Origin of the sequence: Microlunatus phosphovorus NM-1, from assembly GCF_000270245.1 — a bacterium.
In the GTDB taxonomy this organism is placed as follows: domain Bacteria; phylum Actinomycetota; class Actinomycetes; order Propionibacteriales; family Propionibacteriaceae; genus Microlunatus; species Microlunatus phosphovorus.
Window position 1 is genome coordinate 2,029,004 of the sequence record NC_015635.1, and the last position, 23,147, is coordinate 2,052,150.

The following is a 23,147-nucleotide window of genomic DNA, read 5'->3' on the forward strand; positions in this document are numbered from 1 at the left end:
GGCGGGCCAATTGATCTTGGTCGGAGGCGCGTCAGGGGTGCAGAAGGACGACAAGGGATGACAGACGACGACATGTGCCCAGAGTCGCGGACAGCGGCATCTGGCCTAGTCAAGCCGAATTTCAAGCAACGCCGACGAACGTCGAAAGACAACGCCAAGCTCACGGCAATGCCCTCTCAAGGCGGTAGCGCGGGTTCGAATCCCGTCCGGGCTACAAGTCTGAAACCTAGTTTGACTAGGTGATACGCTGATTCTAGTACTTCGATTGCCTATCACGTCCTCGCGCCAAGGGCGCACCGAGGGCGCACGAACTCAGCGGCCAAGCAGATTGTCGAGCCGGTCCACCCCGACGTCACTGGCATCCCGGAAGACCCGCCGTAGCGCGTCAGCGTGAAAGCCACACTGCTACTTCCGGCTCACTCGGATACCTCGCGGGCGTTGCAGCCAGCGGCTACCAGAATCGCGACGAAGCTGTGACGGCGAGGCCAGGGTTCCGGCGCCACCTTGACACCACGATCATGGCTCACCGCAGCGCCGAACGGCTCGGGTTGTCAGTGGTCACGGGTATCAATTCCGAGCAGATGGACGTGGTGTGCATTCTGACATCACGGCGAGGTGGGCTCCCTTGGTGGGGACGCCCCGGGAGCGAGGTGAGTGGCTTGGCGCGTCGAGGAGTCAGACGGCTCACCATTGGCTGGATCCGGGTGTTGGTTACCGCGGTCGTCGTTGCCAGCGTTGTGCTGGTGATCGTTCTCCGACCCACGGCTCAGGGCGATCCCGCGATGGCGTTGGAGGCACTGCCGATGGTCGACCGGGTGACCCAGGACGCCAGCTATCGGCGGGCTGCGTTCGGCGACGGCTGGTCTGACCTGGATGGTGACGGGTGCCGTACCCGCGACGAAGTGCTGCTGTCGACCGTGGACCGCAGTCAGCCTTATCGGACGCGAAGGCAGGGGCGTTGTGGTGCCGACATGGTCGCTGGGACCTGGACCGACCTCTACACGGGCCAGCGCATGACCTGGTCGAACTTGAAGGACACGACTCAGGCCCAGGCCATTCCCATCGACCACATCGTGAGTCTCGCCGCGGCGTATCGCTACGGAGCCAAGACTTGGAGCGAGCAGGACCGGATCGCCTTCGCCAATGACGAGCTGAACCTGACCCCGACGACCGCGGCGATCAACCAGGCCAAGGCCGACAAGGACCCCGCGAGCTGGACGCCGCCGGCCGCCGGGCGATGCGCCTACGCGACCCGCTACATCGCGGTGAAGACGCGGTACCGGCTCCCGGTCGATCACGTGGAGAAGACCTCGTTGCAGCAGTTGCTCCGCGGCTGCCCGCGCGGCTGACCCACTTACTGCTCGGGCTCGGGGTTGCTGACCGCCTCTCAAGGCGGTAACGCGGGCTCGAATCCACGTCGGTCAGAGCCGGAGCGAGTCCTCAACGGCCCGGGCGAAGGCGACCGGATCCTCTTGCGGGACGTTATGTCCGACGGCAAAGGTGCGGTGGTCGTACGGGCCGGTGAAGTGCGATCGATAGCCTGCGCCATCATCCGCGGGAGTGAAGGGGTCTTCTGCTCCGTCGACGGTGATGGTGGGCACCGCGATGTTCGGCGCGGCTTGCAGACGCGACTCGATGGTGGCGTAGCGGGGGTCGCTGCCGACCAGGCTCAGTCGCCAGCGGTAGTTGAAGATCACGATGTCGACGAAGTCGGGGTTGTCGAAGGCCCGGGCTGTCGTGGCGAGCGTTCCTTCGTCGTATGCCCAGCCGGGTGAGTTGAAGGTCCACACCAGCCTGGCCAGGTCCATGCGGTAGGTCGGGTCCGCCAGCCCTTGGCGGCCCCGCTCGGTGGCGAAGTAGTACTGGTACCACCATGCCCACTCCGCTCTCGGCGGCAGCGGAGTTCGATTCGCCTGCAGGTTGGTGATCAGGTAGCCGGTCACCGATACCAGGGCTCGCACCCGGTGGGGCCATAGTGCCGCGATGATGTTGCCGGTGCGCGAGCCCCAGTCGTACCCGGCGAGGACGGCGCGTTTGATGGACAGCGCGTCCATCAGCGCGAGGATGTCGAGCGCGAAGGCCGTCTGTTGGGCGCTGCGGGGAGTCTTCGGCGAGCGGAACCGGGTCGTGCCGTACCCCCGGAAGTACGGCACGATGACTCGGAATCCGGCCGCGGCGAGCAATGGCGCTACCTCCGCGTAGCTGTGGATGTCGTAGGGGAAACCGTGCATCAGGACGACCGGCTGGCCGGCGGCCGGGCCGAGTTCGACGTAACCGGTGTCGAGTTCGCCGGCCCGGATCCGCTTCAGCGGTCCGAAACGTGTCGCCGGCGGATGCGGACGGCGGCTCTGAGGTTCGGTCTGAGGTTCTGCAGCCTGGGATCCGGCGATCGGGGTCCCGGCGAGAACGGCGCCGATCGTTCCCGATCCCAGCAATGTCGTGAATGTACGCCTGTTCATCGTGAGCTCCTTGCTCGGTGGTTGGTCGGGATTGATGGTGGCCAGACTGATCGACTGGTCGGACTCGCTTGGTCCGGCCTTACCCGGGCAGTGGCTGCCCGAGTTGCTCGTTGAGCAGGTAGTCCGCGTACCACTCCGGCCAGTTCGCGTCCTCGTGCCCGAGGCGCCCCTCGTGCGCCCCGTGGGCGGCGGCGGCGGCGCGCAAGGCGGAGGCCAGATCGGCGCGAGCGCCGTAGCTGGCCTGAGTGATCCTGCCGGGGATCCGCTGCGTGATCTCCTGCACGACCCATTCGTTCCCCTCCGGATCGGTCATCGACATGAACGAGCCGTAGGACCGGCGGTCCGGGGCCGGTCTGGGTACGCGGTCGGCGGTGCCGGCGTGGTGGAAGACACCGGTGGCGTCGTGGAAGATCTCACCGACCCGGACACCTCGCTCGACCAGGGTCGCACGGCACACCACGATGTCGCCGGCCGTCGGGGTTCGTCGGCTCGTGTGTGTCCGCGATGATGCTCACTGGTCCACCTCCTGAAGGTGGGACGAGCGGTGGCCGTGTGTGTCTGTGCTGCTGCAGCGGTAGCTCGCGGCGTCGTCGGGATCGCCATGGCCGAGATATCGAGTCGATTGCGGGTACGCGCACACGTGGCGGGCGGCGGTCTTGCCATCGGCCCGGGTGGCGGAAACGGTGAGCGTGTTGGGCGGTGTGCCCTGCTCGACCCAGCTGACCAGCGCGCCCAGGTCGTCAACGGGTTGTCCGCCGGGACCACCACCGCAGTGTGCGACGCCGGGTAGCAGGAAGAGGCGGTAGTGTCGATCGACGGCCGAGTTGCCGCCGGCGTGGCGATTGACTCGTTCCCGGTAGTCGATGGTGCCTCGGGTCGGGACGAGCTGATCGGACTGGCCGTGCCAGCTGAGCAGCTTGCCGCCGGCCCGGGCGAAGGCGGACAGGTCGGGATCGTCGCTGCCGATGACGGCGTGGTAGCGGCGCTGCGACTCGGCGAAGACCCGGTCAAAGGTCTGGTAGGTCAACTTGGTGGTGTCGAAGGACGGATTCTGCTGCACGAAGTAGCGGACCCAACTGTCGGCGACGGTGAAGGGCTTGCCGACCGAGGCGAGGGACTCCAGGTTGGCGCCCTTGTTCGGGCCGTACCAGAGCCGGCGCCCCGAGGGAGTCTGCGGGCCTTGCCAGATCTTGCGTACAGCTTCGGCGGTGGCCCGGGAGATCGTCATGCGCTGGCCTTCGCAGTCGATCGTGGTGCCCACCAGCCGTCGTGGATCCCAGCGACAGGCAGCGGGGTTGTCGATGATCGCGTCTGTGACGCCATCGAGCCTGTCGCAAGCTCTGACCGCGGCATCGGTGAAGGCCGTCAGCTCACACTGGGTCGGCTGCACGTGCTCGGAGTTGAAGACGGCCTGCGACCACAGGGCGGCGACGGCGAACCGATCCCAGCTGATCGCGGGCGCCTTGGCCAAGATTCCCTGGAAGTCCTGCGGGTAGTCCTGGGCCAGCTGGTATCCCTGACGGCCACCGGTCGAGCAGCCGTTCCAGTACGCGTAGCGGGCATCTTGGCCGTAGAACGTGGCGGTCGCACTCTTGCCGACGACGGCGAGGTCGTGGAGTGAGCGGGAGGCAAAGTTCTGCAGCAGTGGACGGTTGACCCGTCCGGTCGTTGTCAGTGCCCAGTCGCTCACGTCGATGGGGTTCTGGCCCACGCCGGCGTCGGTGGCTGCGGTGGCGTACCCGTTCTTCACCCCGTCGAGGAGTGGGGTGGCGATGATGCCGTCCAGGTCGCCGGCCAGATAGGCACTGCCTCCGGTGGCCTGGAATCGGCCGTTCCAGCGGCCCCGATCTTGCGGCAACACGAGCTTGACCCGGACGCTGTCGCCGGCGCCCGGGTGCGTGAGGGTGATGGTGATGTCACAGTAGGCGGGCACGTCGGTGACCGGTGGCAGATTCGGCAGGGTGACGGTTCCGCCGGGCTGGGCGGCCGCGGTCACGGACACGACGCGGGTGCCCTTTGGTGCAGCGACGTGAACAGGAGCGCAGCGTACGGTCGAGTCGTCGTCACGGCTGTCGGCGCCGGCTAGCGGCGGCAGAGCCGCCGACAGCAGCAGCACCGCTGACAGCATGATCAAGAACTTCTTCTTCATTGGGATCGAACCTTTCGTCGAGTCGGGACTGAAGGCGCCAGGGATCGGCCCTGGGCCGGACACGGGACCACTTGCCTGGGTCATCGGGTGGGCCACCGGGGGTAGGGATACGGCCACACGAATCCCAGAGCGCACAGCGCTGCTGAGGGAAACGGCCAGAGCGGCATCGCCAGGTGGGGCACGTCGGTTGGGCTGGCCCGACGATCATCCGGTGCTGACTCGCCCCACTCCCGTTCGACAAGGGACCAGAACGCGTCGTCCACGGCCGCCGGGTCGTCGAGCCACCGCCGGCCCCGCCGCCAGGCGCGACGTGCCTGCCAACGCCTGAGCCATCTGCCCCAGCCCTGTGTGGTGATCATGGTTCTTGTCCGAAGGAGTGTCGGAACAACGACGACGCGGTCTGGCCCGAGACGGTGACGTGGAGCATGGGAAGGTCCTTTCAGGGTCGGATCCCGAGGTCGGGATCAACGGATTTCCCGGTGCCACCACCGTCTGCGATCAGCCGATCCGTCGCCCCAGGCGGTCACCCTGGCGTGACGCGGGTCCGGGCACCTGTGGGCACCTGCCTGTGTTCGGCTGCCATCGACCGGCCGCCGTCCGCCGGCAGCCGAGTGTGATCACCGACCGAACCCGGGGGAACACCAGGGTCACGCACAGGCTCGCCCGCGACCTCGACCAGTGAGGCTGAGAGCGCACCAGAAACCGTCAAGCACGCTAGAAACCGTCAAAGGAGAAACCATGTCCACCATCCATCTGCATGCGACAACCTCCGCGAGTCCGGAGCAGGTCCTCGCCGCCCTCACCGACTTCGGACCGGGCCGGTCGACGCTGTTCCCCAACAGCGCCGATGACTACCTGCAGGTGCACGAGCAGGGGCCGGGTCGGGCCGACGTCACCGAGGGATCCGGCGGCGTCTGGGAGCGACTCTCGTACGACTGGTCCGATCCGCACCGCGTCGTGATGACGACCACCGACTCCAACATCTGGGGCGGCCGCTCGGGTCACACCTACACCCTCACCCCGGAGGACGACGAGACCACCACGATCGACGTCGTGGTAGTGCGTGAGGGCAAGAACCTCAGAGGTCGGCTGATCGGGTTCCTACTGGGCACTGCGGGCAAGGGCGTACTCACCAGGGCTTTGAGCGCAACGGCTGAGGCAGTTGAGGCTCGTCACGAGCTGACGCGCCGCGACGATGTCTGAACGGTCCCGCCGGGTCGCAACCCGCGAGGGTGACCGGGTGACGATGTTCGAGATCTTCTTCGACCTCGTGGCCGGCAGCCTCATCTGCGTCTGCGTCGCCTCTGCTCACGTCGCGCATCCCGTCGCCGTCAGCGAGGTTCGGCCATTCGCCCGGAGGTGACCTCCTGGAGCAGCCAACCGTTGCCGTCGGGATCGCTGAAGGACGCGAAGGAGGAGTAGCTGCGCCGTTGCGGGTCCAGCCCTGGTACCCGCCCAGCCGTGCCGTGGCCGTGGAAGAAGCCGGACGCGTCGTGGAAGATCTCGCTCACCTGCGCACCATCGGCGATCAGCTCGGCCCTGGCCGCCTCGATGTCGACGACGGTCAGGTGCAGTCCTTGTGCACTCCCCGGTGGCGCGGCCGTGACGCCGGAACCGAAGATGATCGAGCATTCAGACCCTGGGGGCGTCATCTGGACGACACGGAGGTCGTCTGTGGTGGCATCTGCGTCCACGAGCCACCCCAGCTGCTGGTAGAAGATCTTCGCGCGATCGACATCGCCGACTGGCACGACGATGATCTCGAGGTGCATCCTCACGGGTGCGTCCTTTCTGACGTGAGATAGGCCGATGGGGTCGCATGGGTCAGAGCTGACCGGCCCACGGTGCTCTGCCCCTATTCGCGACGCCGCGAAGCTCTTTGCGTGAACTGACTCCGAGCTTCGCGAAGACCTTCCGCAGGTGCCACTCCACGGTGCGTGGGCTGATGAACAACTGCGTGCCGATCTCGGGGTTCGTGTCACCACGAATCGCGAGCCGGACGATCTGCGATTCCTGCGCAGTCAGTTGCGCGTCGGTTCCTGATCGTTTTCGGACGGTCTCACCGGTGGCCAGCAACTCGCGTCTGGCGCGCGCCCCGAAGGCGTCCGCTCCGATGTCGGTGAAGGCGTCGTGGGCCAGTCGTAGCTGCGTTCGAGCGTCGACCCGGCGACCCTCGCGTCTCAGCCACTCGCCATACACGAGGTGAGCGCGGGCGAGCTCGGTACACAGCCGCGTACGGCTGAGCCGCTCGATCGCTTCGCGATATTTCGGTTCTGCCGGCTCACCCTCGGTGAGCATCGCCAGCGAACGCGCTTCGACTCCGCAGGCCCAGTCCGTGCGGCACCCCGCCGCGATCTCGGACAGGCGACCCATCGCGGCGTTCGCTCGGTCGGGGACACCGCCACGGGCAGCCGCTTCGATGAGCTCGGCTATCGCCCAGTTCGCAATTCCGAGTTCACTCGGGTGCTCGCTGCCGGACTCGGCTGCCACCAGTGCGCGGTCGTAGCGGCCCAACGCGTTGTTGAGCACTGCCGTGGCCCAGCCGGTCGCTGTGAGCCATTGTCCCTCGCCTCGGGCGAGTGCCTCGGGAGTTGCCTGGTCGATGATCGAGGTAACCCGCTCCTCGAGTCCTCGCCAAGCCGCGACCGCCAGCGGCCCGTACGGCGGCTTGGAAATGGCTGTCGCTTCGCCGATCGCCTCACACTCGTCGGCGAACCCGGCGGCAGCCGATAGATCACCGGCGTAGACCTGGTATCCCGTGCCGAGCGTCAGCGCGGTGGGCAACACACTGAGGGCCCCCTTGGCACGGGCAAGCGTGATCATGCGGGTGGAGAGATCTCCGACGCTTTCGTCGTCCCATAGGTCGATTGCGACCCGGCAGGCCAGGGGTAGCCATGAGAACGCGGTCTCGCTCGACACATCGGTGTCCCGGATGGCAGCCACCGCCCGCTGCAGCACCGGTGCGCCGGTGGCGTAGCCCTCGACGAGGACCTTCGCCAGCCCTCCCAAGATCGGATCGAAGACGTTCGGCGATCGGAGGACGTCGGTAGCACTGCGCGCTGCTACCGCGACTTCGTGCAGCGCGGTTGGCTGACCGAGCCGACCCGCGACATGGGCAGCATAGAAGGCGTCCCGGTAGGTCTCCCGGGCGAGTTCGGGTTCGATCGACTCGAGACGCCGCGCGGCGGCGAGCAGTGGCGCACCCTGCCCGGGTTCAAGGCGGCTCGAGACCTGCGCCCGGACCAGCTCCGCCCGCGCCCGGGTCCGCTCGTCGGCCGGCGCCGCGTCGGCCATCGCCAGCAGGCGCAGAGCCCGTGCGGGCGCTCCCGCCCGAAACTTCGCTCGAGCAGCCTCGACCGCGCGCTCACCTCGCAGTCTCGGGTCGGGAGTGAGTTCTGCCGCGCGCTCTCGGAAGGCGGCAGCGGCGGCAATGCCACCTCGTGCCTGGGCTCGCTCGGCGGAGTGCGCGAGCTCGGCGGCCACGTCCTCGTCGAGACCAGGCGCAGCATGGGCGCGGTGCCAGGCTCGCCGCTCAGGATCTGTTGCCGGATCGGTGGCGTCCGCCAGGGCCCGATGGGCGGCTCTGCGTTCCTCCGGTTGAGCGGACCGGTAGGTCGTCGATCGGACCAGGGGATGGCTGAACCGAACCTGACCGCCGAAGTCCACCAATCCGGCTGACGACGCAGGCTCGGCGTCTTCGGGCGTCAGCCCCAGTCGCCTCGCAGCTCGCCAGATCAGTGCCGCGTCCTGACCCGGTTCGGCGGCCACAACCACCAGCAGGCGGCGCGTTGCCGCAGGCAATGCTGCGAGCCGACGCCGAAAGCTCTCCTCGACCCGACCGGACACGGCCCCGAGCCTGGACAGGCCGAACCCGCCGGCGACCTGATCCGGTGTCAGCCCACGCGTCAACTCCAACACTGCCAGCGGATTTCCTCGGGTCTCTGCGACGATCCGGTCTCGTACCCGTTCGTCCAGCGGCCCGGTTGCCAGCGAGGACAACAGGTTCTGGGCGTCGACATCAGACAACCCGCCGATCGCAAGGTGCGGGAGCCGGCCAAGGTCGGGGTCGTCGTCCGACGTGCGTTGAGCCAGCACGATGCCAACAGCCTCGGCGCCGAGCCGTCGGGCCACGAACCCCACGGTCTGCACCGAGGCACGGTCCAGCCACTGAACGTCATCGATCAGGCAGATCACCGGCCGCTGCTCCGCCGCTTCGGAAAGCAGGCCGAGCACCGCCAACCCGACCAAGAAGCGGTCCGGGACATCGCCGGTGGTGACGCCCAAGGCCGTACGAAGGGCGTCGCGCTGCGGAGCAGGGACGCGATCGAGACCATCGAGCAACGGGATGCAAATCTGGTGAAGCCCCGCGTAAGCAAGCTCCATCTCCGACTCCACACCCGCAACATCGATGACCAGGCACCCCGCGGCCGCCACCTTGAGGAAGTCGAGCAGGGCCGTCTTGCCGATACCGGGGTCGCCCTCCAGCACCAACGCCTGGCTGTGTCCATCACGGGCGACCGACACGAGTTCAGCGAGGTGCGCGCACTCGCGGCGCCGACCGATCAAGTCGTGGGTCGGGTCGGTGAACCTCTCAGCTCTGCCGGTCAGAGCGTGGTCACCGGCGCCCATTGTCCGCCCCTCTGCCCAGCCGATGCGTCCAGAGTAGCCATCGCGGTACCCATACCCGAGATGGTCACACTGGATGGGTGACTTCGCACCAGTGAGAGACCCTGGTCTTGCGTCCATGTTTCAGGGCCCCGACTGGGATCGCTTGACACACACCGCGGCAGTGTGAATCCGCGCCGGGCCACCACCGCCCACAACCCGTTCGTCAGTCCGATCCGGTCGGCCAACATGCGGGGGAGCACTGCGCCGGCGTGTCCGACACGCCCCTGCGTAGGTGCTGTGTCCGGCGTAGTGGCGGTGGTCGACGACCATCCCTACTTCCCGTGACGGACTGAGCCGTGGTCTGCGCAGGGGCGGCTACCTGGAGGTCGTAGGTGAGGCAAATACGGGCGAGAGGGTGGCTCGGTGCTTGGTTGCTGCACGGTCGTATCAGGCCGGTTTGTCGGGGGTCCGCTCAATGAGTCCCGAGGCTGAACCTCAGCCGGCGTAGGGCTCGCCGACATTGGGCATGCGACAAAGGAGATGTCATGCAGCCTTCCAGCGTACTTAACATGCTGCCGCCGTCAGCACGCCGGCTCATCTACATGGTGTACGGCCTGCTGTCACTGGCCAGCACCGCCGCGATGGCCGCGTTCACAGCCCTTCCCCAGTACGAGGTGCCGGCCTGGTTGGTCGCCGCCTTGGCCGTGCTGGGAGCATTGGCTGCCCCGGTTGGGGTCATCGCCGCGTCGAACACGGCGGTACCCGCTGACTCAGCGGCGTGATCCCGCGTTCGGGGTCTTGCCGAGTCCTCGCCCTCGGCGCCGCGACGCCTACTGCGCCTCGACCGCCGGTGCGGTCGAGGGCGATGGTCGAGCTCGTCGCCTTGCTCAGCCACTGAGGCCCAACGCCCCCGACCGAGCAAGGGCGGCGAATGCCGGTGGGGCCGACCACCGTTTCGATGAGCACGAGGGGTACGCACCACGACCGCCGCCGAAGTCGACGTAGTATCACCGTCGTGGGCGTGCCTGCGCGGTCACCGCGGCTGCGCGGACGCGGGACGCAGACGGAGGTCCTGCGCGGGGCTCTGGACCGGGTCGCCAGTGGCGGTCAGGCGATCATCCTGATCGAGGGCGAGGCCGGGATCGGCAAGACGCGCCTGCTCGAAGAGACGCTGGCCGATGCGGCTTCCCGTGGCATGCAGGTGGTCGCGGGATGCGCGGATGAACTGGATCAGGCACGTCCGTTCGGCCTGTTGGCAGGCGCATTCGGTTGCCACCAGGGTTGCGGGGATCCGCGTCGGGCCGCGATCGCGGGACTGTTGTCGGCTTCGGCCGGCCGCGCTGGTGAGGGACCGGTCACGGTGACCAGCGATCCAGGGTTGCAGTTCCGGGTGGTTGACGCCTTCGGTGATCTGCTGGAGGTGCTGGCCCTGTCCGGGCCTGTCGTGGTCGGCGCCGATGACCTGCAGTGGGCAGACCCGTCCAGTCTGGTGACGCTTGCCGCGATGGGCCGGCGCGTGGCCGACCTCCCGGTGGCGATCATCGGGTGTTTCCGGCCGGCTCCTCGCACCGCGGAACTGGATGGCGCGGTCCACGCCCTGCAAGCGGCCGGCGCTCGGCACCTCACTTTGCCGCCGCTGCCCGCAGGGGCGGTCGGCGAACTGGTGTCGGAGATACTGTCCGCCGAGCCCGGGCCTGATCTGCTGACCGAGATCTCGGGGGCGGCGGGCAATCCGCTGTTCGTCACCGAACTGCTGGCCGCGCTGCAGCACGAGGGTGCCATTCAGGTCTCGGAAGGTCGGGCCGAAGTAGCCGAGGCGACCTTGCCGCAGACGCTGCGACTGACGATCTTACGGCGGCTCAGCTTCCTGTCCGAGAACACGCTGCAGGTGCTTCGGGCCGCATCGATACTGGGATCCGTCTTCTCCCTCACCGACCTGGCCCTCATCTCGGGACGTCCGGCCATCGGACTCGCCCCTGCGCTGATCGAGGCGGTCCGGTCCCGCGTCCTCGAGGACGATGGCGCACAACTGCGCTTCCGCCATGACCTGATCCGAGACAGCATCTACGAGGGTCTTCCGGCCAGCGTCCGCCGCGGGATGCACCGGGAGGTCGCAGTACGGTTGGCGCAGTCGGGAGCACCCGTTCTCCGGGTTGCCGAGCACTTCGCCCGCGGAGCGGACGAGGGCGATGGCCAAGCCATCGAGTGGCTGATCAGGGCCGCACGAGAAGCGGCCCCGGGATCGCCGGCCGCCGCCGCCAGCCTGCTGGACCGGGTGATCATGATCATGCAACCAGACGATCCACGCCGCGATCGGCTGCTGATCGAGTACGCCGGCAGCGTCATGCTGGTCGGGCGCGTCACAGACGCGGAGATGATCAGTCGCCAGCTGCTGGGCCGACGGCACGACCCGGCCGTCGAGGGTGCTGCCCGAATGTGTCTGGGACGGGCGCTGCTCGCCCAGGGCCGCCTCCGCGACGGGCTGGCCGAGATGGAACTGGTGGCGGAATCGCCGCTGGTCACCGAGGCTGAACGTGTCGCCGCTCGGGCGTTTGCAGGATTCGCCCGGCTATCGATAGGAGACCTGGACGGCGCGGCCACCGCGGCCGCGCAGGCATCCTCCGCCGCCCTGGCGGCAGACGACCCGTTCTCCGCCAGTATCGCCAGAACCACACTGGCCATCGTCTCCGCGTCCCGCGGCCAACTCGATGACGCGCTGAACTCGGCCGAGGACGCGCTGCAGCGGGCCGAGGACAGTCTGGCCAGGCATGGACGCCAGTACCCCGTCCAGGTCTCCTGCGGCTACATCCTGATCGAGTTGGACCGGCTTGAGGAGGCCAGGTCTACGCTGCAGGCGGGCCGGCGGCTCAATGAGGAGCGCGGCGCCCGCTGGCCGCTGCCCACCTTCGAGGTGATCCTCGGTTTGGAGCGCTTCCTCGCCGGCCAGTGGGATGACGCCCTGGCCGAGCTGGAATCCTGCCTGGCCCTCGCCGGGGAACTGGGCGAGGAGAACTACACCGTGAATCTCGCCAATGCCATCGTGGCGCTGATCAGCTTCCACCGCGACGACCTGAACCGGGCCGCTGCCGCGGAGCAGGCCGCCAACCAGGATCTCCAGAGGCGCGGCGCCCAATTCGCTCGTTGGGCGGTCTGGCCGCAAGCCTTGCTGCAGGAGGCTTCGGGCCAGACCGCCCAGGCGCTGGAGACCCTGATCACACCACTGCAGGAGAACGCGCGCTCGGGAATCGTCGCAGAGTATCCGGTCATGGGGCCCGATCTCGTCCGGTTGGCTGTGGCCGAGGGTGACATCGGCCTGGCCCGGCGGGTTGCTGCGGCAGTTGCCGACGTGTCGTCGCGCAACGACGTGGCTTGGTTGCGGGGTGCGGCACTGCGGTGCCAAGGGCTGGCGGACAACGATGCCGAGACACTGGCTGCCGCCGCCGACGCCTATGCCGCTGCAACCCGGCCGCTGGAGCTTGCGCTGGCGTCCGAGGACGCCGCGACCGCCTTCGTCAAGCAGGGAGATTCGGAGCGCGCGTTGCCGCTGCTCGATCGAGCGATCGCCATCTATGAGGGGATCGACGCGGAGCGCGACCTTGCCCGGGCGAACGCGGTTCTGCGCCGTGCCGGTGTCCGGCGAGGCGTGCGGGGCCCCCGAAACCGCCCGCGGTTCGGCTGGCAGAGCCTGACGCCCACCGAACGGACGGTGGTCGTCCTGGTTGCCGATGGGCTGTCCAATCCGCAGATCGGGGAGCGGCTGTTCATCTCCCGACGGACCGTGCAGACTCACTTGGCGCACGTGTTCGCCAAGGTGGGCTTGTCCTCTCGTGCCCAGCTGGCCGCCCAAGTCGCTCGCCGGCGGGAGGCAGGCTAGCCGTCGGCCGAGTCATTCCCAGTGCCGAATCGGCCATCTGGCGGATGTCCGCCGGCCGCCGCGATCGCACGCTGGAGCCGTGACCGATACACACTCTTCCAGTCCAGGGGCTGCCGTCGCGCACCGTACCGTCTTTCGCCCCGTACTCATGTTGCTCGCCGGGTTTCTCGTGGTCAGCGCCGTCATGGAGGCCGCGCTCATCGTGCTGTCCGCGACCAAATGGGCGATCGACAGCACGGTGTGGACCCGCTGCTCCCTCGTACTCGGAAGCTCGATCGTCCTGTTGCTGTTCGCCGTCCGCGCCGCACGAGGCTCGCGCCGTTCCTGGTTACGGGTGCGGATCCTCACCCCTATCGTCGTTACCGCCGTCGTCGTGGTGGTCTCCATTCCCGGGTTCCTGCCGGACTGGGTACGGCTCGAGCAGGGCTTGTGCGGCGCACTTGTGCTCGGGGCGGCGATCCTCGTCAACCTCCCGAGAACCCGTGCCCACTTCCCAGGAACGGAGTAACACCACCATGGATCTGACCTTCACCACAGAGACGTCATCGGACGGCGTCGTCGACCGCAGTTTCGCCATCGGCGAGATCCCCGGCGTCTTCTGGTCGCCGGAGCACGCAGCTCCCGGCGCGCCGCTTCTGCTCATGGGCCACGGAGGTGGCCTGCACAAGCGGTCACCGGGCCTGGTCGCGCTCGCCAGGCAAGCGGTCGTGCGCGACGGATTCCACGCGGCGGCGATCGACGCGCCTGGTCACGGCGATCGCCCTCGCTCACAGCAGGATCAACTGTGGGTCGACGCCATGTTGCTCGCCCGGGCGCAGAATGAGCCGCTCAGTCCGATCATTGCCCCGTTCAACACTTCGCTGGCCGAGCGTGCTGTGCCGGAGTGGCGGATAACGATCGACGCTTTGCAGTCGCTCCCCGAGATCGGCGCCGAAGCCCCGATCGGATACTCCGGCATGACGATTGCGAGTGCGATCGGAATCCCGCTTGCGGCGGCCGAACCACGCATTCGTGCGGCGATCTTCGGTGGTGTGTTCGTCTACGAGGCTGTGCTGGAGGCGGCGCGCAGGGTTACGATCCCGATCGAGTTCCTGCTTCCGTGGGATGACCCCGAGCTCGATCGCGAGTCTGGCTTGGTGCTGTTCGACGTGTTTGCCTCAGAGGAGAAGACGTTGCACGCATTTCCGGGATCACATTTCCACATGCCGACGGATCGGATCGATACCCGCTTCTTCCTGCGACAACTCGGCGTGCCGGAGCTCGCCGGTGTGGCGCCGGAGTGTGCGTAGCCCTGGTGCCAGCACTCGCTCTCACCGAGCGACCTGATGTGACCGCGCTGGCCATCACGCCGCAGCCGGTCCGCTATGTCGGCGCCTATCTACCATCACCGCCTCGACGCAATCGGACCGCCGACGCCCTTCTCGAGGCTCTTCGTGGTCAACGAGCAGGCCGAGATCCCAGGGACCAGACGCGCCAGACCGCTCGCCAGACCACCGGTGGCACCGAGAAGAGCAGGAAGCGATGAGCGTAATCACGACGACTTCGGCGGAACCCTCGGCATCCACATTGCCGCGTGTTAGGTCACGATCACAGAAGAATCCCGGAGAGGCGGCCATATGACCTCCGCACCCACGATCGACCGAAGGACGGTGACCGTCGAGAGACTGGTCCGCGCGCCCGCGTCGATCCTCTTCGTCATCCTGCGCGATCCAGCGACGCACCTGGAAATCGATGGCTCCGGCATGCTCCGCGGCGAACCAGATGGTCCCAGCCAGCTCGGTCCGGGCGATCGGTTCACCATGTCGATGTCGCAGCTGGGCATGGCCTACCGCAGCCAGAGCACGGTGGTCGAGTACGCGCCCGACCGGCTCATCGCCTGGGAGACGATCGGGCTCCTCCGCGGCCGCAAGGTCGTCGGCGGTCAGTGGTGGCGCTACGAACTCGTCCCCGATTCCGACGGCACACTGGTCCGGCACAGCTACATCTGGGGCCGGGCCTCACTGCCCCTGCTGACGATCTGGCTCCCTGGCTATCCGCGGCGGATGAGGCGTTCCATGCCCCGCAGCCTGGACCGGCTCGCCGAACTCGCTGAGTCTCGACCGGCACACGAGGACCCGGACGAGTGTGGCTGAGGACCACTGCGTCGGGCTGCGGGACGAGACGACTACCACTGCTCCGGGAGAGTTGTGGCGGCCGGTCGCTTGCTGCACGAGCGGAAACCGCGCCAGGACGCGGACTCCTGGTCCGTTGAACTGCGGTGGGAAGTGACCTGCCGGATTGCGATGATGAGCGGATGGACCACCTGCCCCTCTACCAGCAGTTGGTATGGAATGCACTACGTCAAGACGGTGCCGTCTCCATCGGTGACAGCCTGATCGTTGATGGCGTCATGTGCGGAATGGTCAAAGACGGCCGGATCGTCCTCTTGTTCGACGAGAACCGCGCGGGGGAGTTGGTCGCGCAGAACCTCGGAACGATCTATCAGGGAAACAACACCCGAACCTGGCTGGTGGTCGATCCCGATGTGGACGAGGCAACCTTCCGCGAGTTGTTCAACGAGGCGACGGCGGACAGAAATGTCCCCAGGGCCGCCATAGCCACGTTCGTGCGGGAGGTCGCGATCGAGATTCGGAGTCTGCCGCAGTTGAGCAAGCCGGATTGGGACACCTACTCGATGGTGGCCGACGTCTCGGATGGCTTCGTCAAGGTCATGGCCTTCCGGTACAGCGAATCGGGACCGCCAGTGCCAACTGCCGCACCGGAGCACGACGAGCTGTTCTGGAATCTCCGCGCCAAGACCTTCGCGGCCAATGGGAGGCCGTGGGACGTGGTGTTGGTGAAGATCGGTCGAGACACCACCAACCTGCAGCTGACCTTTCTGTCCGGCCAGGACGCCGACCCGTGGCGAGTGGATCCGGAGAACACGGCCATGGCCCAGCTACCCGAGTCACTCCGGTTTCTCCCCGGGGAGCGCCCAGAACCGGACGACAATCCGCCCGCCAGCGTGGCTGACCTGACGCGGGTTATTGCAGCCGACGTCTTGGCGGTTGCGGAACTGGGCGACCCGATACCCGTGCACTTCAACGAGGATGTCAACCTCGTCATCGGCGATCGAACCACGACCACACCGCCCGCCGCCGCGTGGCCGGTGGTTTCCCGGCATCGGTACGCGGTGTGGGCGGGGAGGGCGGTCAACGGGGCGGCCGGTCTCCTCGTACGAGCGCGCGGCTCCGATCCGGAGACCAAGGCGATCACGTACGAGGCGATCGGGGTGGTCCGACTGAGCAGGGTCGACCGGCGTGCCGACGGCGGCTATCAGGCCCGGGTGCAATCCATCCCGCTGCCGTCGGCCGATGACCTCGACGAGCTGATCAGTCGGGAGGACCTGGCGGAACTGCTGCGCCGAGCAGCGGACCGCGATCCCGCGGTCGTCAGTGGCTGGCGACGACCGGTGATGCGGGCGCCGCTGGAGGTAGCAGATCTGGCATTCGGTGACGTGGCGGAGGACCTGTTGCGCCGGTTGCCGATGCCGTTGTCGAGGCGGATCGAGCTGATGATCCGCCCGGAGCACGTGCGATTCCAGAGCTTGCTCAACCAGCTCCGCGAGATCGCCGACGGCACACCGCCGGAGTCGGAGACGGCACAGCGGCTCGATCGTCCGCTGATCGACCTGCCGCCCCACGGAATTCCTGTGCTCCCCAATGACATCTGGCTGACACCCGGAAACGTGTCGACGATCACGGCCAGCGCCTTCATCTCCGACAAGGCACTGGCCGAAGGCTGGCTGGCGTTCACCGCCGACCTCACCGTGGGACGCGCAGCGATGGCGACCCGACCGCTGCGGCGTTCCGACACCGTCAACGCCCGAGGGCTCTACGACCTGACGACCGACCAGATCCGGCCCGCGATCGTGCGAGCGGTGCTACCCGGAGAGGCAGGCCGCTCGCTCGTCGAACTGGCTCCCGCCCCATCGGCGGCCGAGGCCGCCGGTCGGGGACTGCCCGAACCGGCGGAGGAACGGGAGCAGCTCTCGACGTATCTCGAGCTTCTCCATCGCGCCCACGCACGTGACTCCCGGGTGGTCGGTACGGCGACCGGTTCGGCGTACCGGCTGTGGCAGGCGAGCCGTTTCACCTCGTTGCGAGCGCTGATGTCCTGGCAGATCGGACAGCTCGGATTCGGTGCTCAGGCGGTGCTGGATCTGCAGGCGATCGCGTGGCCCGACCGGCTGCAGGCACTGACCCTGGTGTTGCGGGGAGTCGCGGACGGGCGCCCGCTGGAGACGGTGACAGCCGAAGCCGCCGGTATCGCGGCAGCCGCATTGCAGCTCAGGTGAACAGCAGCTGCCGACCCTGGACGTCAGTTCGCCAGCCGCTTCTATGAATGGATGTCGGAAGGTGACATCGAGGCCTGCTTCGAAGCGTCACCTCGTTCCGACGACACGATCTGTCGGACACCTGGGGCGATCTCCATGGCGAAGCGGCTGATCATGCTGGGATCGTCGGTGCCGAGGATGAAGGTGCTGATGCCGGCGGTCAGCGTCAGCTCGCAGAGTTCGCCGATCCACTGCTCGACGGGCCCGCTGAGAAATCCGGTACTGCGCGAACAGATCTCCCCGGAGATGTTGTAGAGCCGGCGTACCTGCCTGGGGCTGCGTCCCGCGACGTCAGCCGCCCGGTGATCTGGGCCTGGGCGGCGCCGAGTCCCTCCGGCGGGAGATAGCTGCTGGAGGGAAGCCAGCCGTCCGCGGCCCGCCCGGTGAGTCGCAGCATCCGCGGCTGGTACGCGCCGAGCCAGATCTCCACGCGATGCGCCGGCGCGGGTCCGCGCTGGCCGTTGACCTGATAGCGCGCTCCGGTATGGGTGACAGGAGTTCCGGTCGAGGTGTCCCACAACTCACGCAGGATGGCGATCGCCTCGGCGAGAGCGTCGACAGACTCGGCCGGGGTCTGGTGAGGAGCGCCCATGCCCTCGATCTCGTCGCGGAAGACGGCCGCCCCTGCGCCGAGCCCGAGGTCAAGGCGGCCACCACTGAGCAGATCGAGGCTGGCGCCGGCGCGGGCCAGCACGGCGGGTGGCCGAAGTGGCAGGTTGAGCACACAAGGCGCCAATCGGATCCGCGTGGTGGCCGCGGCGACACAGGACAGCAGGGTCCAGGTGTCGAGGAACTGCGGCAGGTACGGGTGATCTTGGAAGGCGATCAGGTCCAGCCCCACCTGCTCGGCCTGCTTGGCCAACGTCACGGATCGTCGGGGATCGCTGCTGGTCGGTGCCGGGAACGCACCGAACGTCAGCTTGTGTCCGTAGTCGGGCATGTTGCCTACCTCCTTTACGACGCGTCGGTCGAGGTGTCGGTTTCGTCAGTGGATCCCCGGCCCCGGTCGGGTCGGTGCGGCGCCGTCACTGCTCGGGCCGGTCTGCTCGAGGTGGTAATAGCGGTAATGACGGCTGACGTAGCGCCAGCCGTCCGTCGTTCGGGTCAGGACGTCGTCGTAGCGGGCGTAGTTGAAGTAGGCGCGGCCGCCGGTTTCGTCGATGGCGTGCTCGGAGACCGTCCAGGAGCTGGTGGCTCGATCTGAGTCGACAGCGACGACAGGGGCGTGCGGCATCTGCACGAAGAAGCTCCACGTCGACCGCAGACTGGCCCGGGTGCCGGCGATGGCGTCGACGCCTTCGATGTGCAGGTTCATCTGTTCGTCGATGACCCAGACCCCGTCGTCCGTCCACAGCTCGCGGAAGGCTGCGCCGTCGTCCCGGTTGCAGGCGTCTGCGAACCGGTAGCCCAGATCACGGATGTCTTGCTCGTCGCGGAGTCTCGTCAGGCTTGGTGCACTGCGTACGTCTGTCATGGCTGTTCTTCTCCTTTGGTATGTGCTGGCCCTCTGGGGTGCGCTGGATTCTCTGGGGTACGCAGGCGCGGACGGTGAACGGGTAGGCAGCGGATGCCTCACGAATCGGCATGGTGAATCTCCTCCACGACGCGTTCGGCAGACTCCAGAGCGCCGTTCATCCAGGCGATCCACAAGGACGTGTGCTCGCCGGCGAAGTGGATGCGACCCTCCGGTTGCTGCATGGCGGGCAACATCCAGTGCAGGTCGCCGGATGGTGTCCAGCCCCAGCCGTCGCTGGCCCAACGGTCCTCCTGCCACGCCTTGTGGGCGACGGCGACCACCTGCTCGGTCAGCCCGGGCAGTACGCGATCGAGAAGACGACGCATGGCCTGCACCCGGCCCGGGCCGTGGGCGGCGAAGGTCAACGCCTCGGTGTCGAACATGTAGGCATGCAGCATCCCGAGACCCGGCTGCCGCTGCTGGGAGCTGGTGTTCCAGACCCGACCGGCCATGGTGTCGGTGCCGACCAGGTCGAGCCCGCCGAGTCGACCGAGCGGATCGTGTTCCCAGAACCGGCTGTGGGTCTGGAAATAGCAGCGGGCAGCCGGCATGTAGGCGAGGTTGCGGATGGCGCGGTGCTTCCGCTGCGAGAAACCGGCGTCGAGGCGTACGTTGCGCAGCGGTGCGAACGGCAGGGCGCACACGCAGCGGTCCACCTGCAGTTCGTGGCCGCCGGTCCGGTCCCGGTAGCCGATCGTGACGCCGTGGCGATCCTGGGCGATCCGGACGACCTCGCTGCCGTACTTGACGCGGCTCCCGAGGGCGGCGGCCATGGCGTACGGGAGCCGGTCGTTGCCGCCCTGGATGCTGGTGAGCCGCTCCCCGCTCTGCAGCGACTCCACGGCGAAGCCGGCGGCGGCGTTGACCCGGGCGATGCGTCCGTTCTGCGCATAGAACCAGTCCCGCCACGCCAGTGAGGCGCCGCGTCGTCGCAGATAGCCGTCCATGGTGTGCCGGTCGAGTCGGCGCGCCGAGGGCACGCTGCCCGGCCAGCCGGGAGTGTCCAGATCGCCGAGCTCGTCGAACCCGGGTTCCACGTAGTCGGGGAACCGGGCAGCCGGGTCCGGCTGCTCGGAGGGATGCAGGCCGGGGATCGGCCAGGGCTGCCCGTCCGCGGGTGGCAGGAAGCGCCGGCCGCGGAGGTGGACGGCGCTGGGCCCCTCGTCGTAGGGCGACAGCGTCAGACCGAATTCGCGGACGTACTTCTGGGTGTAGGTGTGGGTCTCGAAGATGCGCACCGCCCCCATCTCGGCGTGTCCGCCACGACGGAAGCCGTCGCGCACGGTCTCGACGCGTCCGCCCGGCCGGTCCTGGGCCTCGAGCACGATCACCTCGTATCCCCGCCTGGTCAGCTGATACGCCGCGGCCAGACCGGCGAGTCCGGCACCCAGGACGGCGATGCATTTCCGTCGGCGATCGGTGGGCTCGGCCTGCGCCGGCGTGGGCAGCTGTCCGGCCAACGGCAGCGCTGCCCCGGCCGCGAGGGCACCGAGGAAGGTCCGTCGATCCAGTCCACGGGTCATACGTCCGGGGGTCATGGGTCCGGGTGTCATGCTGCGAGTCCTTCCGGGGTGATGTTGAGGTTGTGGCGGAACAGGTTCTGAGGGTCGTACGCGGTCTTGACGGCGCGGAGCCGGGCGAACGTCGGACCGGGATAGGCGGCCTGGATGCGGTCGTCGCCGGGGCCGAGGAAGTTGACGTAGGCGCCCGCGACGCCCTGGTCGAGGTCGGCCCGCACCTGCCGCGCCCATCGGTCCGCCCAGCCGAGGCCCGGCTCGTCGCCGTGCACGATCATGACCAGCACGGGCGCGTCCCGGTGCGCGTACGCGGTCTCGTCGGCCGGCCGGTCCCCGATCGCCCCGCCGAGGACGCGGAACTGCACCAGCCGCAGCGGCGACCGGGCCTCGGCGAGATGGCCGAGGATCGCCGCGCCGGCGGTCTCGTCGATCCGGTTCACGAACAGCGTCTGCAGAGCCGGCCGCGTCCCGCGGTCGGGTGTCTCCTCGAGCAGGGCCGGGTACGGCATCGGCTGCAGCTGGTCGAGCAGAGGCGTGGCGACCCGGCGGAGCGGACGGACGGCGGCTTCGGCGACAGCCGGATCGGTGTGGCACACGCGGGCCATCAGCACCGGGCGGCCAACCTGCTCCGGCGGGATGCCGGGCAACGGTGGCGCCGGGAGGATGTTCACGATGACGGTCAGCTCGCGATCGGCGCCGGCGCAGACACCGGCGACCTCGGCGATGATCCGGGGCGTCGCGGACAGCACCAGCAACCCGCCGTACACCTCGGCCACCCGGGCCAGGCGGTATCGGAACCGGGTGACGACGCCGAAGTTCCCGCCGCCGCCCCGGATCGCCCAGAACAGGTCCGCGTCGTGAGCCGGATCGACGAGGCGGGTCTGACCCTCGGCGGTGACGATCTCGGCCGCGAGCAGGTTGTCGATGGTCAGGCCGTGCCGGCGGGCGAGGAAGCCGACCCCGCCGCCCAGGGTGAGTCCGGAGATGGCGGTGCTGGGGGTGTCGCCGAATCCGACCGCGGTGCCGTGCCGGCCGAGCGCGTCGGTCAGCGTCCCGGCGGTGTGACCGCTGCCGACCCAGGCGGTGTGGTCGCTGAGTTCGAGATCGATCCCGGTCAGGCTGCGTACGTCGAGCAGCAGCCCTTCGCCGGTGCTGTGCGCGGTGTGGCCGCCGCCCCGGACCTGCAGCGGTGTGCCGCTGTTGGCTGCCACACTCACCGTGGCCGCGACGGCGGCGGCATGACGGGGCCGGACGACGGCTGCGGGTCGCCCGATCCGATGACGGAAGAACGGGGTCCGGGACTCGTCGTACCCGGGATCGTCCGACGTCAGCACGGACCCGTCGACGACGGAGCGGAGCGTGCCGGTGAGATCGGGTCGGGTCAGACGCATGAGCTGCACCTCCAGGGAGGGTCGGATGGCGAAGATGTCTTCACCGTCCCTCGGCGACCGCTGGCGCCCTATCCCTCGATCGAGGGGATGTGAAACCGGAGCACCCCTGGTGACCCGAGCATCCTGGTGACATGGACTCTGCTGTCGAAGACCGACGACGAAGGGAGCCGTGATGACGGCGAGCGAGCTCGAGATCGGAGTCGAGGGTGGCGTGCTGACCGGACTGGACTTCGGCGGTCACGGGCCAGGCGTGCTGTTGGTGCACGGCAGCGGGCACAATGCCGCAGCCTGGACCGACGTCGCCAGCCGACTCGTCGACCGATGTCACCCGATCGCGGTGGACCTGCGCGGCCATGGGCAGAACCGGCTCGACTCCAGCGATCCCGAGCAGTATTGGCGCGACCTCGGGGCGGTGCTGGAAGCCTGTGCCTGGGACCGTCCGGTGCTGGTGGGCCACTCCACCGGCGGGTACGCGGTGGCGGCGCTGACCGCCAGCGGGCTGGCGACGCCGGCGGCCTTGTGCGTCGTCGACGGGATGGTGCTGGACGACCGCGCGACCGCACTGGAGCAGCAGGCGGCGCTGCGCTCGGCCGAGTCGGTAGAGCAGTTGCAGCGGATCTTCCGCTACGGCTGGCGCGCCGACGACGCGGAGCTGGAGCACTACGTCGAGCAGTGCCTCCGTGAGGCCGACACCGACTGGCTCAACGCGGGTGCTCGGCACGGTCTCGTGGAGTCGGTGATCCGGCGATCCTTCGTTCCCGCCACCGGGGGCGGAATGGTGGGAGGAATCGACACTGCGCAGTGGGTCCGCAGACCCACCACCGAGGAGATCGCGGCCGTCACCGACGTGGAGCCCGAGGCAGCCGTCTTCCCGAGCCGGGACCTGTACGACCGCATCGACTGCCCGATGAGGATCGTGCTCGCCACCGACGGCTTCTACGCCGCCCGGCGCCCGGAGGTGGAGGCGATCGTCGCGCTCCGTCCCGCGCGACGACTGACCGTCGTCGACGCCAACCACAACGTGCCGATGACCCGTCCCGACCAGTTGGCCGACATCATCCTCGACGTCCTGGCCGACGTTTAGTCGTCGACTCGCTGTTCGGCTGCGCTCCCAAGACTCTGTCTTCACTCCTCACTCGCGACGAAAGACATGTCGCTCGCTCGTCGCTCCAGACAGAGCCGTCGCTCCGCCTCACGGCCGCTCGCGACGGGGTCGTCGACTCGCTGTTCGGCTGCGCTCCCAAGACTCTGTCTTCAC

18 protein-coding genes are annotated in these 23,147 nt (G+C 68.1%); 9 read left to right on the top strand and 9 right to left on the bottom strand.

The window, feature by feature from the left end:
* Positions 1–659 precede the first annotated feature (659 nt).
* Entirely contained in the window at positions 660–1,349 is a 690-nt protein-coding gene (locus tag MLP_RS09195) for an HNH endonuclease family protein (RefSeq protein WP_172641552.1), read from the top strand.
* 72 nt (positions 1,350–1,421) lie between these two features.
* On the opposite strand, the gene MLP_RS09200 is transcribed toward MLP_RS09195, so the two are convergent.
* The 3 genes from MLP_RS09200 to MLP_RS09210 form a co-directional block, all read right to left on the bottom strand.
* Positions 1,422–2,459, bottom strand: a complete 1,038-nt coding sequence (locus tag MLP_RS09200) for an alpha/beta fold hydrolase (protein WP_013862785.1) — start codon at positions 2,457–2,459, stop codon at positions 1,422–1,424.
* Between the two features lie 79 nt (positions 2,460–2,538).
* Complete coding sequence (locus MLP_RS09205; protein WP_013862786.1) at positions 2,539–2,919, bottom strand: hypothetical protein; 381 nt, start codon at positions 2,917–2,919, stop codon at positions 2,539–2,541.
* Positions 2,920–2,970: 51 nt separating this feature from the next.
* Positions 2,971–4,608, bottom strand: a complete 1,638-nt coding sequence (locus MLP_RS09210) for a tannase/feruloyl esterase family alpha/beta hydrolase (RefSeq protein ID WP_013862787.1) — start codon at positions 4,606–4,608, stop codon at positions 2,971–2,973.
* A gap of 738 nt (positions 4,609–5,346) precedes the next feature.
* Between MLP_RS09210 and MLP_RS09220 the strand changes: the two genes are divergently transcribed.
* A complete protein-coding gene (locus MLP_RS09220) occupies positions 5,347–5,811 on the top strand; it encodes an SRPBCC family protein (RefSeq protein WP_013862790.1) in 465 nt (154 codons plus the stop codon).
* Between the two features lie 128 nt (positions 5,812–5,939).
* Here MLP_RS09220 and MLP_RS09225 read toward each other — a convergent pair whose 3' ends face one another.
* Both MLP_RS09225 and MLP_RS09230 read right to left on the bottom strand, forming a co-directional pair.
* Positions 5,940–6,380 carry a VOC family protein gene (locus MLP_RS09225; protein WP_013862791.1) on the bottom strand — a complete coding sequence of 147 codons (441 nt, stop codon included), beginning with the start codon at positions 6,378–6,380 and terminating at the stop codon, positions 5,940–5,942.
* A gap of 52 nt (positions 6,381–6,432) precedes the next feature.
* Positions 6,433–9,237, bottom strand: coding sequence for a helix-turn-helix transcriptional regulator (locus MLP_RS09230; protein WP_013862792.1), 2,805 nt, complete (start codon positions 9,235–9,237; stop codon positions 6,433–6,435).
* Between the two features lie 548 nt (positions 9,238–9,785).
* Between MLP_RS09230 and MLP_RS09235 the strand changes: the two genes are divergently transcribed.
* From MLP_RS09235 to MLP_RS09265, 6 genes are all read left to right on the top strand, one after another.
* The gene (locus tag MLP_RS09235) at positions 9,786–9,998 is read left to right on the top strand and encodes a hypothetical protein (protein WP_013862793.1); all 213 of its coding nucleotides are present in this window, start codon (positions 9,786–9,788) and stop codon (positions 9,996–9,998) included.
* Between the two features lie 233 nt (positions 9,999–10,231).
* The gene (locus tag MLP_RS09240; RefSeq protein WP_013862794.1) at positions 10,232–13,090 is read left to right on the top strand and encodes a helix-turn-helix transcriptional regulator; all 2,859 of its coding nucleotides are present in this window, start codon (positions 10,232–10,234) and stop codon (positions 13,088–13,090) included.
* Positions 13,091–13,169: 79 nt separating this feature from the next.
* Positions 13,170–13,598, top strand: coding sequence for a hypothetical protein (locus MLP_RS09245; protein WP_049804508.1), 429 nt, complete (start codon positions 13,170–13,172; stop codon positions 13,596–13,598).
* A 7-nt stretch (positions 13,599–13,605) separates the two neighbouring features.
* Positions 13,606–14,379, top strand: a complete 774-nt coding sequence (locus tag MLP_RS09250) for a dienelactone hydrolase family protein (protein ID WP_013862796.1) — start codon at positions 13,606–13,608, stop codon at positions 14,377–14,379.
* Positions 14,380–14,706: 327 nt separating this feature from the next.
* The gene (locus MLP_RS09260) at positions 14,707–15,222 is read left to right on the top strand and encodes an SRPBCC family protein (RefSeq protein WP_013862798.1); all 516 of its coding nucleotides are present in this window, start codon (positions 14,707–14,709) and stop codon (positions 15,220–15,222) included.
* A gap of 161 nt (positions 15,223–15,383) precedes the next feature.
* A complete protein-coding gene (locus tag MLP_RS09265; RefSeq protein WP_041789917.1) occupies positions 15,384–17,426 on the top strand; it encodes a hypothetical protein in 2,043 nt (680 codons plus the stop codon).
* Between the two features lie 205 nt (positions 17,427–17,631).
* Here the strand turns inward: MLP_RS09265 and MLP_RS09270 are convergent, their stop codons facing one another.
* The 4 genes from MLP_RS09270 to MLP_RS09285 all read right to left on the bottom strand — a co-directional run bounded on the left by MLP_RS09270 (position 17,632) and on the right by MLP_RS09285 (position 21,889).
* Complete coding sequence (locus MLP_RS09270; RefSeq protein ID WP_013862800.1) at positions 17,632–18,405, bottom strand: LLM class flavin-dependent oxidoreductase; 774 nt, start codon at positions 18,403–18,405, stop codon at positions 17,632–17,634.
* A 45-nt stretch (positions 18,406–18,450) separates the two neighbouring features.
* Positions 18,451–18,939: a nuclear transport factor 2 family protein gene (locus MLP_RS09275; RefSeq protein WP_013862801.1), complete on the bottom strand. Its 489-nt coding sequence runs from the start codon at positions 18,937–18,939 to the stop codon at positions 18,451–18,453.
* Positions 18,940–19,037: 98 nt separating this feature from the next.
* Complete coding sequence (locus MLP_RS09280; RefSeq protein WP_083843767.1) at positions 19,038–20,534, bottom strand: flavin monoamine oxidase family protein; 1,497 nt, start codon at positions 20,532–20,534, stop codon at positions 19,038–19,040.
* A complete protein-coding gene (locus MLP_RS09285) occupies positions 20,531–21,889 on the bottom strand; it encodes an FAD-binding oxidoreductase (protein WP_041791811.1) in 1,359 nt (452 codons plus the stop codon). The genes MLP_RS09280 and MLP_RS09285 overlap by 4 nt, the downstream gene beginning before the upstream one ends.
* Before the next feature lie 172 nt (positions 21,890–22,061).
* On the opposite strand from MLP_RS09285, the gene MLP_RS09290 reads away from it, so the two are divergent.
* Positions 22,062–22,973 carry an alpha/beta fold hydrolase gene (locus tag MLP_RS09290; protein ID WP_041789919.1) on the top strand — a complete coding sequence of 304 codons (912 nt, stop codon included), beginning with the start codon at positions 22,062–22,064 and terminating at the stop codon, positions 22,971–22,973.
* Positions 22,974–23,147: the final 174 nt, after the last annotated feature.

What these genes read in the sequence shown, in the direction of transcription:
- MLP_RS09250 (WP_013862796.1), top strand. Translation starts at nt 13,606, where the DNA reads ATGGATCTGACCTTCACCACAGAGACGTCATCGGACGGCGTCGTCGAC.
- MLP_RS09230 (WP_013862792.1), bottom strand. Translation starts at nt 9,237, where the DNA reads ATGGGCGCCGGTGACCACGCTCTGACCGGCAGAGCTGAGAGGTTCACC.
- MLP_RS09275 (WP_013862801.1), bottom strand. Translation starts at nt 18,939, where the DNA reads ATGACAGACGTACGCAGTGCACCAAGCCTGACGAGACTCCGCGACGAG.
- MLP_RS09220 (WP_013862790.1), top strand. Translation starts at nt 5,347, where the DNA reads ATGTCCACCATCCATCTGCATGCGACAACCTCCGCGAGTCCGGAGCAG.
- MLP_RS09200 (WP_013862785.1), bottom strand. Translation starts at nt 2,459, where the DNA reads ATGAACAGGCGTACATTCACGACATTGCTGGGATCGGGAACGATCGGC.
- MLP_RS09280 (WP_083843767.1), bottom strand. Translation starts at nt 20,534, where the DNA reads ATGACACCCGGACCCATGACCCCCGGACGTATGACCCGTGGACTGGAT.
- MLP_RS09225 (WP_013862791.1), bottom strand. Translation starts at nt 6,380, where the DNA reads ATGCACCTCGAGATCATCGTCGTGCCAGTCGGCGATGTCGATCGCGCG.
- MLP_RS09265 (WP_041789917.1), top strand. Translation starts at nt 15,384, where the DNA reads ATGGACCACCTGCCCCTCTACCAGCAGTTGGTATGGAATGCACTACGT.
- MLP_RS09210 (WP_013862787.1), bottom strand. Translation starts at nt 4,608, where the DNA reads ATGAAGAAGAAGTTCTTGATCATGCTGTCAGCGGTGCTGCTGCTGTCG.
- MLP_RS09290 (WP_041789919.1), top strand. Translation starts at nt 22,062, where the DNA reads ATGACGGCGAGCGAGCTCGAGATCGGAGTCGAGGGTGGCGTGCTGACC.
- MLP_RS09260 (WP_013862798.1), top strand. Translation starts at nt 14,707, where the DNA reads ATGACCTCCGCACCCACGATCGACCGAAGGACGGTGACCGTCGAGAGA.
- MLP_RS09270 (WP_013862800.1), bottom strand. Translation starts at nt 18,405, where the DNA reads ATGCCCGACTACGGACACAAGCTGACGTTCGGTGCGTTCCCGGCACCG.
- MLP_RS09285 (WP_041791811.1), bottom strand. Translation starts at nt 21,889, where the DNA reads ATGCGTCTGACCCGACCCGATCTCACCGGCACGCTCCGCTCCGTCGTC.
- MLP_RS09235 (WP_013862793.1), top strand. Translation starts at nt 9,786, where the DNA reads ATGCTGCCGCCGTCAGCACGCCGGCTCATCTACATGGTGTACGGCCTG.